Raw genomic sequence first — 11,216 nt, 5'->3', positions numbered from 1 at the left:
TACGGCGACGAGATCGGCATGGGCGACAACATCTGGCTCGGCGACCGCGACGCCGTCCGCACCCCCATGCAGTGGACACCCGATCGCAACGCGGGCTTCTCGTCCTGCGACCCGGGCCGGCTGTCACTGCCCGTGATCATGGATCCCGTCCACGGGTACCAGGTCACCAACGTCGAGGCGTCGATGTCGTCGCCCTCGTCGCTGCTGCACTGGACCCGCCGGATGATCGAGATCCGCAAGCAGAACCCCGCCTTCGGCCTCGGCACCTACACCGAACTCCAGTCCTCCAACCCGGCCGTCCTCGCCTTCCTGCGCGAGGCCCCGCTGGCCGAGGACGGCGGGGACGACCTGGTGCTGTGCGTGCACAACTTCTCGCGGTTCGCGCAGCCCACAGAGCTCGACCTGCGCCGGTTCGACGGCCGCCACCCCGTCGAACTGTTCGGCGGGGTCCGCTTCCCCGCCATCGGCGAACTGCCCTACCTGCTCACCCTCGCGGGCCACGGCTTCTATTGGTTCCGGCTCACCAGAGCCGCGTCCCGGATCGGCCGCCGCCTGTGAGCGAGCGCCTGGGAAAGGATGGGTCACCGTGACGAAGACCGCACCCCTGCGGCCGAGCGGCCCGAGCGGCGTACGCTCCGTCGGGCCGCTGGCCGCGCTGCTGTGCGAGTGGCTGCCGCGGCAGCGCTGGTTCGCCGGCAAGGACCGGCCCCTCACCGACCTGCGCATGCTGTCGATGACCGAGCTGTACCCCGGCTGCCTCCATCTGCTCGTGCACGCCGATCAGTCGGGCGTCCCGACCCCCGGGGGCACGCCCCCGGCCGGCGACTGCTACCAGCTGCTCCTCGGTGTGCAGGAACACCTGTCGCCGCGTCTGGGGCGGGCGCTGATCGGCAGGGTGGAGGACGGGCCGCTGGCCGGCCTGACGGTCCACGACGCGCTTCAGGACCCCCGGTCGGCCCATCTGCTCCTGGAGCGGATGCGGCACCCCGGCACGCTGGGCCCACTGTGCTTCGAGTCCGGTCCGTCCGTGTCGCTGCCCCCGGGGCTCGCGCCGCGGCTGCTCGACGCCGAGCAGTCCAACACCTCGCTGGTGTACGGAGACGCGTTCATCCTGAAGATCTTCCGGCGGATCCAGCCGGGGGTGAACCCCGATCTGGAGGTGCCGGTCGCGCTGGCCGGGCAGGGGTGCGGGCGGGTGCCCGCACCCGTGGCCTGGTTCCGCACGACCCATCCGCAGGAGGCGACGCTCGGCGTCCTCCAGCCGTTCCTGCCCGACGCGTCGGACGGCTGGACGCTGGCGCTGCGGGCCCTCGCCCGTGGCGAGGACTTCACGGCGGAGGCCGAGGAGCTGGGGCGGGCCACGGCGGACGTCCATATCGCGCTGGCCGCGGCGCTGCCCTCCGGTCCGGACGCGGAGGACGGCCGGACGGCGGCGGCGATGACCGAGCGGCTGGAGGCGGCCGCGCACCATGTGCCGGCGCTGCGCCCGTTCGTTCCCGGCCTCACCACCGCCTTCGGCGCGCTCTCCGTCTGCGATGCGGGACCGCCCGCCCAGCGCATCCACGGGGACCTGCACCTCGGGCAGGTCCTGCGCGCCGGCCGCGACTGGTTCGTCATCGACTTCGAGGGCGAGCCGTCCCGTCCGCTGGCCGAGCGGCGCAGCGCCCACTCCCCGGTCCGGGACATCGCCGGAATGCTGCGCTCGTTCGACTACGCCGCCCGCCAGCGCCGCCCGTGGCGGCCGGAGTGGGCGCGTCGCTGCCGCGAGGCGTACTGCGCGGGCTACGCCGCCCGCGCGGGCTGGGACCCCCGCAAGAAGCATGCCCTGCTGCGTGCCTACGAGACGGACCGGGCCGTGTACGAAGTGCTGTACGAGGCCCGTAACCGTCCCGACTGGCTGCCCGTACCCATGGCGGCGATCGAACGACTCGCCGTCCGAGGAGGCTGACCCCTGTGGCCCTGCGTGACACCTCTCCGCCCGAGTCGTCCGGCCCCCGCCCGCGCACGGCGCCCGCGCTCGACCCGGCCGCCCGCGGGCGGCTGCTCGCGGGCGCCCACCACGACCCGCACGCCCTGCTGGGCGCGCACCCGGCGCCCGGCGGGATCCTCTTCCGCGCGCTGCGGCCCTTCGCCGACGCCGTGAGTGTCGTGATCGACGGCGATCCCACCCCGCTGGTCTCGGAGGGCGACGGTCTGTTCTCCGTCGTCCTGCCGCTGGCCGCGGTGCCCGCGTACACGTTGCTGGTGTCGTACGACGGCGCCGAGCACAAGGTGGACGACCCCTACCGCTTTCTGCCGGCCCTGGCCGACCTGGATCTGCACCTCATCCGTGAGGGGCGGCACGAGGAGCTGTGGAAGGCGCTCGGCGCGGAGCCGATGGCCCACCAGGGGGTGATCGGCACCCGGTTCACGGTGTGGGCGCCGAACGCCCAGGGGGTGCGCGTAGCCGGGGACTTCTGCTTCTGGGACGGGACCGCCTTCCCGATGCGGTCCCTCGGATCGTCCGGGGTGTGGGAGCTGTTCCTGCCCGGGATCGGCGAGGGCGCCCGGTACAAGTTCGAGATCACCTCCCGTCACGGCCACCGCTTCCTCAAGGCCGACCCGATGGCCCGGCGCGCGGAGGTGCCGCCGGACACCGCGTCGATCGTGCACGCCTCGCACTACGAGTGGGCGGACGAGGAGTGGATGGCGCACCGGGGCGACGTCCCCGTGCATGTGGCTCCGTTCTCCGTGTACGAGGTCCATCTGCCGTCCTGGCGACCCGGACTGACCTATCGTCAGCTGGCGGAGGAGCTCCCGCCGTACGTCAACGACCTCGGCTTCACGCATGTGGAACTCATGCCGGTGGCCCAGCATCCGTTCTCGGGTTCCTGGGGCTACCAGGTCACCGGGTTCTACGCGCCGGCCTCGCGCCTCGGTACGCCCGACGACTTCAAGTTCCTGGTGGACGCCCTGCACCGGGCCGGGATCGGCGTGATCGTGGACTGGGTGCCGGCGCACTTCCCCAAGGACGACTGGGCGCTGAGCCGGTTCGACGGGGACCCGCTGTACGAGCCCGGTGACTCGCGGCGGGCCGAGCATCCGGACTGGGGGACGTACGAGTTCGACTTCGGGCGCGTCGAGGTGCGCAACTTCCTGGTCGCCAACGCCACTTACTGGTGCGAGGAGTTCCACGTCGACGGGCTGCGGGTGGACGCCGTCGCGTCCATGCTCTACCTCGACTACTCGCGGGACTCCGGCCAGTGGTCGCCCAATGTGTTCGGCGGCCGGGAGGACCTGGACGCGATGGCGTTCCTCCAGGAGATGAACGCGACGGTGTACCGCCGCAACCCGGGGGTCGTGACGATCGCGGAGGAGTCCACCGCGTGGGAAGGGGTGACCCGGCCGACCGACAGCGGCGGTCTGGGGTTCGGGCTGAAGTGGAACATGGGCTGGATGCACGACTCGCTGGAGTACATCGCCAAGGAGCCGGTGCACCGCAAGTACCACCACAACGAGATGACCTTCTCGATGATGTACGCCTACAGCGAGAACTACGTGCTGCCGATCTCCCACGACGAGGTCGTCCACGGCAAGCAGGCGCTGGTCTCCAAGATGCCGGGCGACTGGTGGCAGCGACGCGCCAACCACCGCGCCTACCTGGGGTTCATGTGGGCCCACCCCGGCAAGCAGCTGCTCTTCATGGGCCAGGAGTTCGCCCAGGGGGCCGAGTGGTCCGAGGCCCACGGTCCCGAGTGGTGGCTGACGGACCCCGGGTACGCGTCCGCGGGCGATCACCTGGGGATGCGCGACCTGGTGCGTGATCTCAACACCGTCTACCGGGCCACCCCGGCCCTCTGGGAGCGTGACACCGATCCGGCCGGGTTCCGGTGGGTGGTCGGCGACGCCGCCGAGGACAACGTCTTCGCCTTCCTCCGCCTCGGCGCCGACGGCGCTCCGCTCCTCGCCGTCAGCAACTTCTCCCCCGTCGTGCGCCACGACTACCGGCTCGCCGTGCCCGACGGCGGGCCGGCCTGGCGCGAGGTGCTCAACACCGACGCGGCGGCGTACGGCGGCAGCGGTGTCGTCCACTCCGCTCCCGTCGCGCCGAGGGACGGGGGGATCTCCCTCACGCTGCCGCCGCTGGCCACGGTGTGGCTGACGCCGTCGGCCGTGTGAACAGCACCGGACGGGGCAGTCGGGTGCGTACCACCCGCCAGAGAGAGGCCGCAGCCCGTGCGCACCGTCGGAGTGGAGGAGGAACTCCTCCTGGTCGACCCCGAGACCGGGGAGCCCCAGGCCCTGTCCGCAGCCGTCCTCGCCCGCGCGTCCCGGCGCGGGGCCGAGGAGGACGTCTTCGAGAAGGAACTGCACAGCCAGATGCTCGAGTTCAACACCCACCCGCAGTCGGGCATGGGCGAACTCGGCGCGGAGATCGTCCGCATACGCGGGGAGGCGGCCCGGCACGCGAGTGAGGCCGGGTGCGCGGTGGCCGCGCTCGCCACGTCCCCGCTGCCGGTGCGCCCGTCCGTCAGCATGAACAGGCGCTACCAGTGGATGGCCGAGCAGTACGGCATCGCGACACGTGAACAGATGGTGTGCGGCTGCCATGTCCATGTGTCCGTCGACTCGGACGACGAGGGCGTCGCGGTCGTGGACCGGATCCGGCCCTGGCTGTCGGTGCTGACGGCACTGAGCGCCAACTCGCCGTTCTGGCAGGGACTGGAGACGGACTACAGCAGCTATCGCAGCCGGGTGTGGCAGCGCTGGCCCTCGGCCGGTCCGACGGAACTGTTCGGTTCGGCGGACCGGTATCACCGGCGGGTGGCGGACATGGTGTCCACGCGCACGATCCTGGACGAGGGCATGGTCTACTTCGACGCCCGGTTGTCGGCGCGCTATCCGACGGTGGAGGTGCGCGTCGCGGACGTCTGTCTGCACGCGGACACCGCTCTGCTGATCGCCACACTGGTGCGCGGGCTCGTCGAGACGGCCGCCCGGGACTGGCAGGCCGGCCGCGAGCCGCTGGACCACAGTGTGAGTCTGCTCCGGCTGGCGGGCTGGCGGGCCGCCCGCTCGGGGCTCACCGGCGATCTGCTGCACCCCGCGACCATGCGGCCCGGGCCGGCCGAGACGGTCGTGGGGGCGCTGCTGAAGCATGTCGAGGACGCGCTGGCGGACAGCGGTGACCTGGAGCGGGCCCGTGTGTCCTGCGCAGGCCTGCTGCGGGACGGCAACGGTTCCGCGATCCAGCGCGAGGTGTGGGAGCGCACGGGCAGTATGCGCGAGGTGGTCGCCGCCTGCGTGAAGCACACACAGGCCTGAGGCCGCCCCGCGCGCCGTCGCGGCTCCCGGTCAGAGCATGAGATCGATCGCGTACGCCAGGAAGAAGGCGGCGCACAGCACGACGAGGACGATGATCAGGGTGAGCGGGCCCTTGGCCCAGCCCTTGGTCGGGTTGTGCGTCTCCCGAGGGCCGGCTCCGGGCATGCTGCTCTCCGCGGGCGGGGTCTCGCCCGGGGGGACGCCGCCGCCCGGTTCCAGTCCGGTGGTGCGTTCGGGTTCGGGGTCGGGATTGATGTGGTTCATGCTCTCCGAGTCCCCCGGACCACCGACTTCATCAGCCGGGGGCCGTCAGGAGTGCCGGGAGCCGACAGGCCGAGATCATCAACGCGGAATACTTATTCGTTCCAGGCCACAACCGGTCCCACCTGGGCTAGATTCGGGCACCGTCGATAACAGTTCCCGTCGGCGGAGTCACAGCCCGTACACCACAGGAGCAGCGCATGCGCGACTTCGCCCTCGCTCCCCCGGCCACCACGCCCCTGACCGGAGGGCTCGCCGACACCGTCTTCGAGACAGCCGCCCGAACTCCCACTCTGCCCGTGCTCGCGCGCCGTCAGGACGCCGCCTCCGCCGACTGGGAGGAGGTCACGGCCGTCGAGCTGCGGGACGAGGTGATCGACCTGGCGAAGGGGTTCGTGGCGTGCGGGATCTCGCCCGGCCACCGCGTCGCGATCATGGCGCGGACCCGGTACGAGTGGACGGTGGTCTGCCACGCGCTGTGGACCATCGGCGCCGAGGTCGTCCCCGTCTATCCGACGTCCTCGCGCGAGCAGGTCGAGTGGATCCTGCGGGACGCGAACTGTGTGGGCGTCCTCGTCGAGGACGAACAGAGCGTCATGACCGTCGGTTCGGTGTGCGCGGCACTGCCCGCGCTGCGCCACGTCTGGCAGTTGGACGCCGGTGCGTTCGAACAGCTCGCTAAGCGCGGCGAGTTGGTGCCGATCACCACGGTGGACTCGCTGCGCCGGATCGTGCTGCCCGACTCCACCGCGGTGATCGCCTACACCTCGGGAACGTCCGGCCGCCCCCTCGGCTGCGCGCTGAGCCATCACAGCCTGGCCAGCCCCTGCGACACGCTCCTGGCCGGCTGGGGGCACACGGCCGCGCCGGCCGGCCGGGCTGCGAGCATCCTCGCCTTCCTGCCCTTCTCCCATGTGTACGGGCTGATGATCCAGGGTCTGTGTCTGCGCGGCGGCATCCTGATGGCCCACGAACCGGATCTCAGCGCGGAGGCGCTCGCGGAGTCGCTGCGCACCTTCCGTCCGACGTATCTGCACGCGGTGCCCTCGGTGTTCGAGAAGATCTACAAGAACTTTCTGCGGGTGGCCCAGGAAGCGGGCCGCGGCGCCCTGTTCGAGCGGGCGGCGGAGACGGCCCGGGACTTCGCGGCCGCCGTCGAGCGGCAGCGGCTGGGCCGTGGCTCCGGGCCCGGTTTCGACCTGCGGCTCCAGCACGCCCTGTTCGAGCGCACGGTGTACCGCAGACTCCGGGCGGCGCTGGGCGGCCGCGTCCACCGCGCCACCTCGGGCGGCTCCCCGCTCCACCGTGACCTGTCCCTGTTCTACGAGGGCATCGGCATCTACGTGCACGACGGGTACGGCCTCACCGAGACCAGCGGCGGGATCACGATGCAGCCGCTCGGCCGGGAGAAGTCGGGCACCGTCGGACAGGCCCTGCCGGGCATGGACATCCGGGTGGCGGACGACGGGGAGATCCTGGTGCGCGGCCCGTCGGTGTTCCAGGGATACGTCAACGACGACGCCGCGACGCGGGCCGCGCTGTGGGGCGGCTGGCTGGCCACGGGTGACCTCGGCTTCCTGGACTCGGACGGTTACCTCACCATCACCGGCCGCAAGAAGGACGTCATCATCACCAGCAGCGGCAAGAGTGTGGCGCCGGCCTCGCTGGAGCAGCGGCTCCGGATGCATCCGCTCGTCCATCAGGCCGTGGTCGTGGGCGACAACCGGCCGTGTGTGGGCGCGCTGATCACCCTGGATCCCGACTTCCTGGCGCACTGGCGCGGGAACCTGCTGCTGCACGGCGACTTGGACAGCCGGGAGGCCCGGGAGGAGAACGCCCTGCGGGAGGAGATAGGCCGCGCGGTGGCCGCCGCCAACAGCGCGGTGTCCCGCTCGGAGTCGATCCGCGCCTTCCGTATCCTGCCGCAGCCGTTCGACCAGAACAACGGTCTGCTGACGCCCTCGATGAAGCTGCGGCGCGACTCGATCGTGGCGCACTACGCGGCGGAGATCGAGGCGATGTACCAGGCCCGGGCGCGGCTGCCCCGGCAGAGCGCACCGGAGGAGCTCGGCTGGGACGACGCCGACGACGTGTTCCGGTGAGTCGGCGTGTTCCGGTGATCCGGTGGACGACCGGGGCGGACACGCCGCGTGGTCTGCGGGCCGATGACGATGTCGCGCCGCGACCGTATGCCGACGCAGGCCGGACGCGTAGCCTGGGCTGCCTCGGGAACCCAGAAGGGGCGACGCCAGAGAGCCGTACGAGAAAGGACGACGGTCCCGGACCGCTGAAGGGGCCGCACTGAAGACATGGCAACCGAGCCACGAGGTAACGACGCACTGTCCTCCTGGGCGATTCCCAGCCGCACGACCCGCTTCGCGGGTGAACCACAGGATGTGACGGGCGCGCGACTGGCCACAGAGGAGTTCCTGCGCGAACTGGCCCGCGCCGTGCCGCCCACGGCGCCGGAGTGCTGGCACGACATCGTGCTGATCGTGACGGAGCTGGCCGCCAACGCGGTCCAGTACGCGCCGGGCCCCTTCGACCTGCAGCTGCGGCCCACCTTCGACGGTGTGCACGTCACGCTGCACGACACCAGCAGCACTCTCCCGACTCCCCGGCCGTTCCACCCCGACAGCGGGGGTGGTGGTATCGGCTGGTACCTGGTGCACACGCTGTGCAGTCAGGTCAGCGTGGTGCCGAACGCTACCGGGCAGGACGAGGGGAAGGACGTACACGTCTTCCTGCCGTGGTGAACGTTCCGGCGAAGGCGGACGGACGGTCCACCCCGGCACATCCCCGCGATCCGGTGCCGCGATCCCCGGCGAGCCCGCGGTCCTCCGTGAATCCGGCGAGCCCTCGGTCCTCCGTGATCGCGGCGCGCCGTCAGCCCCGCCGCTCCGTCGGACCGGCGGTTCGTCAGCTCGGCCGGTCGGTGGTGCGGATCGGCAGGGACACCCTGATCGCCTTCCCGCCCGCGGGCCGCTTCTCGATGACGATCTCCTGTGCCAGGCGGAGGACCAGCGGCCAGCCGTATCCGCCCACGCGGTGCCCGGCCGGCCCGGACTCCGGTCCGCCCAGCACTGCGGGCACCTCGTCGCTGTGGTCGTGCACGGCCAGCCGGATCCCGTCAGGCACCGGCGTCGTCTCGAACCCGGCGAGTCCGCCGCCGTGCCGCAGAGCGTTGGTCACCAGCTCCGAGACGACCAGCAGCAGGTCGATGACGTCCTCCTCCCGCGCCGGCCGGCCGGCGCGGTTCCACCGGGCGTCCACCACCGCGCGGGCCCGGGCCCGCGCGGCCGAGGCGGTTCTCACCGGTGCCGCCGACGGTCCGCCGCCGGTCGCCTGCCGCGCGGGCGCGAGTTCCTTCTCCCTCACGCCGATGTCGTTCCCCTTCGGGTCAGGCGGCGATAGTGATCGCCGACGGCGGTGAGGTAGGCCGGGTCCGTGGTCTCGCTGTCGGTGCGGAAGCGGGGCGCGTCCTTGACCTGGTCCCCGGTACAGACCAGCGACACCGTACGCGCCCCGTGATCGACAGCCGTCACGACCCCGGCCGGGACGACGGCACTCCTGCCGAACAGCCACACGCCCGTGTCGACGACCAGATGCCGCATGCCGTGGGGGTCGGCCTCGCGTTCCACATGTCCGAGGGTGCCGTCGGCCGTCACGACGGCGTAGCCGCTCAGGTCCTGCCCTTCGGCGTACCCGCTGTCCGGCATGTACGACCAGATTCCGTCGATGGTCACACTGCTCCCTTCTCGTGCTCCACAGCTGCGATTACCCTCCCGTGACGACCGCATTCGGGGCGCGTCTGTCCGTTCCGGACCGAAAGGAGGCGGTACAGGAAGCCGTGAGGAAAGTTTCTGCGGAACACCTGGCATGAGACGCGAAGGACGGGGAAAGCGGACTCCGTCATCGACCGGCTCGACGAACGGAGTGAGCGGCATGGATGCCGTGACGGCACAAGCACCGACGGCCACGGCAGTACGGGCGGGCACCGAGGACCCGCAGGGAGGGGTTCCGTTCATCGAGATGCCCACCCAGGTGAGCCCGAAGGACGCGCGCGAGCTCTCGCGCCGCTTCTTCGACCGGCTCACCGTCGTGGAGGAGGGCACACACGAGTACCAGTACGTGCGCAACACCTTGATTGAGATGAACCTGTCACTGGTGCGGTACGCGGCTTCGCGTTTCCGCGGCCGGGGCGACTCGATGGAGGACATCGTCCAGGTCGGCACGATCGGGCTGATCAAGGCCATCGACCGGTTCGAGCTCACCCGCGAGGTGGAGTTCACCTCGTTCGCCGTGCCGTACATCGTCGGCGAGATCAAGCGTTTCTTCCGGGACACCAGCTGGGCCGTGCATGTTCCGCGCAGGCTCCAGGAGGCCCGGGTCGAACTGGCCAAGGCCACGGAGGAACTCCAGACGCGGCTGGGCCGTATGCCCACGACGCGTGAGCTGTCGCAGCTGATGTCGCTCTCGGAGGAGGAGGTCATCGAGGCGCGCAAGGCGTCCAACTGCTACACGTCCGCCTCCCTCGACGCGGCCCTGACCTCCGACGGCGGCGCGGACGGCGAGTCCGTGCTGGCGGACTTCATCGGCGCCGAGGAGCCGGCGCTGGAACTGGTGGAGGACTTCCACTCGCTGGCTCCGCTCATCGCGGAACTCGACGAGCGGGAGAAGCTGATCATTCATCTGCGGTTCGTCGAGGAGCGGACGCAGGCGGAGATCGGCAAGGAGCTCGGCATCTCCCAGATGCATGTGTCACGGCTGATCAGCCGGATGGTGCAGCGCCTCCGTACGGGTCTGCTGGGGACCGAGGTCGCCTGACCCCTTAAAGCCGGTCACTCTGCCCGGGACGGCCACGCGCCGTCCCGGGCAAACCTGTTCCGGTACCCCGCTTCCGCTCGTGTATGCATGATGTGTGCCCTCTGGATTTCCTGTGCGCGCAAAGTGACCTGAGGCTTTGTTCCGGCGCCCTCCCGTGGGTTAGCCTGCGGCGGATTTCTCTCATCGCGCACGACCGTGAACTGCGGAAATGCACGCACGACATGCGGTGCCGTCCATCGGGGCGGCCCGGTTCCGAGTCCCCGCCCGGGGGACTCCTGGGGAGCGGAACGAGGTTCGCATGACCAGCATCGCGACCGAGTCCTTGGACTCGGTTCCCGGCGACCACGAGCTCAGGCAGCTCCTGGCCGGCCTGACGGCGGTACGGGACGGGGACTTCGGTACCCGGCTGCCCACCGACGGCGACGGTCTGCTGGGCGACATCGCCACCGTTTTCAACGGCATGGTCGACCAGCTGTCCGTCTTCACCTCCGAGGTCACCCGGGTGGCCCGCGAGGTGGGCACCGAGGGCACCCTGGGCGGCCAGGCCGAGGTGCCGGGGGTCTCCGGGACCTGGGCCGACCTGACGGACTCCGTCAACGCGATGGCGGGGAACCTGACGACCCAGGTGCGGGACATCGCCCAGGTGGCGACCGCGGTCGCCAAGGGCGACCTCTCGCAGAAGATCGACGTGCCGGCCCGGGGTGAGATCCTTCAGCTGAAGGAGACCGTCAACACGATGGTCGACCAGCTCTCCGCGTTCGCCGACGAGGTCACCCGCGTCGCCCGCGAGGTCGGCACCGAAGGACGCCTCGGCGGCCAGGCCC

At 71.0% G+C, this 11,216-nt stretch carries 11 protein-coding genes; 8 read left to right on the top strand and 3 right to left on the bottom strand.

Annotation, left to right across the window (positions count from 1 at the left end; genetic code table 11):
• The 4 genes from ACFWBB_RS15885 to ACFWBB_RS15870 form a co-directional block, all read left to right on the top strand.
• The coding region (locus tag ACFWBB_RS15885; RefSeq protein ID WP_385271577.1) for an alpha-glucosidase C-terminal domain-containing protein at positions 1-558 on the top strand (558 nt) is incomplete at its 5' end.
• 28 nt (positions 559-586) lie between these two features.
• Positions 587-1,948 carry a maltokinase gene (locus ACFWBB_RS15880; RefSeq protein WP_385271574.1) on the top strand — a complete coding sequence of 454 codons (1,362 nt, stop codon included), beginning with the start codon at positions 587-589 and terminating at the stop codon, positions 1,946-1,948.
• Between the two features lie 5 nt (positions 1,949-1,953).
• Positions 1,954-4,158: a 1,4-alpha-glucan branching enzyme gene (gene glgB / locus ACFWBB_RS15875; RefSeq protein ID WP_385271571.1), complete on the top strand. Its 2,205-nt coding sequence runs from the start codon at positions 1,954-1,956 to the stop codon at positions 4,156-4,158.
• Positions 4,159-4,215: 57 nt separating this feature from the next.
• Entirely contained in the window at positions 4,216-5,304 is a 1,089-nt protein-coding gene (locus ACFWBB_RS15870; RefSeq protein WP_385271568.1) for a glutamate--cysteine ligase, read from the top strand.
• 30 nt (positions 5,305-5,334) lie between these two features.
• Here ACFWBB_RS15870 and ACFWBB_RS15865 read toward each other — a convergent pair whose 3' ends face one another.
• Positions 5,335-5,568 (bottom strand): DUF6480 family protein, encoded by a 234-nt coding sequence (locus ACFWBB_RS15865; protein WP_385271565.1) that lies wholly within the window; start codon positions 5,566-5,568, stop codon positions 5,335-5,337.
• 197 nt (positions 5,569-5,765) lie between these two features.
• On the opposite strand from ACFWBB_RS15865, the gene ACFWBB_RS15860 reads away from it, so the two are divergent.
• Together ACFWBB_RS15860 and ACFWBB_RS15855 are read left to right on the top strand one after the other, a co-directional pair.
• Positions 5,766-7,667 carry an AMP-dependent synthetase/ligase gene (locus ACFWBB_RS15860; RefSeq protein ID WP_385271562.1) on the top strand — a complete coding sequence of 634 codons (1,902 nt, stop codon included), beginning with the start codon at positions 5,766-5,768 and terminating at the stop codon, positions 7,665-7,667.
• A gap of 207 nt (positions 7,668-7,874) precedes the next feature.
• Positions 7,875-8,321: an ATP-binding protein gene (locus tag ACFWBB_RS15855; RefSeq protein ID WP_385271559.1), complete on the top strand. Its 447-nt coding sequence runs from the start codon at positions 7,875-7,877 to the stop codon at positions 8,319-8,321.
• A gap of 163 nt (positions 8,322-8,484) precedes the next feature.
• Here ACFWBB_RS15855 and ACFWBB_RS15850 read toward each other — a convergent pair whose 3' ends face one another.
• Positions 8,485-8,943 carry an ATP-binding protein gene (locus ACFWBB_RS15850; protein ID WP_385271556.1) on the bottom strand — a complete coding sequence of 153 codons (459 nt, stop codon included), beginning with the start codon at positions 8,941-8,943 and terminating at the stop codon, positions 8,485-8,487.
• Complete coding sequence (locus ACFWBB_RS15845) at positions 8,940-9,311, bottom strand: PRC-barrel domain containing protein (protein WP_385271553.1); 372 nt, start codon at positions 9,309-9,311, stop codon at positions 8,940-8,942. The genes ACFWBB_RS15850 and ACFWBB_RS15845 overlap by 4 nt, the downstream gene beginning before the upstream one ends.
• 199 nt (positions 9,312-9,510) lie before the next feature.
• Between ACFWBB_RS15845 and ACFWBB_RS15840 the strand changes: the two genes are divergently transcribed.
• Positions 9,511-10,392 (top strand): RNA polymerase sigma factor SigF, encoded by an 882-nt coding sequence (locus ACFWBB_RS15840; protein ID WP_385271550.1) that lies wholly within the window; start codon positions 9,511-9,513, stop codon positions 10,390-10,392.
• Between the two features lie 298 nt (positions 10,393-10,690).
• The coding region (locus ACFWBB_RS15835; protein ID WP_385271548.1) for a HAMP domain-containing protein at positions 10,691-11,216 on the top strand (526 nt) is incomplete at its 3' end.

The sequence above is a fragment of the Streptomyces sp. NPDC060000 genome, assembly GCF_042737375.1.
Classification (GTDB): domain Bacteria; phylum Actinomycetota; class Actinomycetes; order Streptomycetales; family Streptomycetaceae; genus Streptomyces.
The sequence above is the reverse complement of the archived record's forward strand: the minus strand, read 5'-3'. Positions and strand labels throughout refer to the sequence as shown.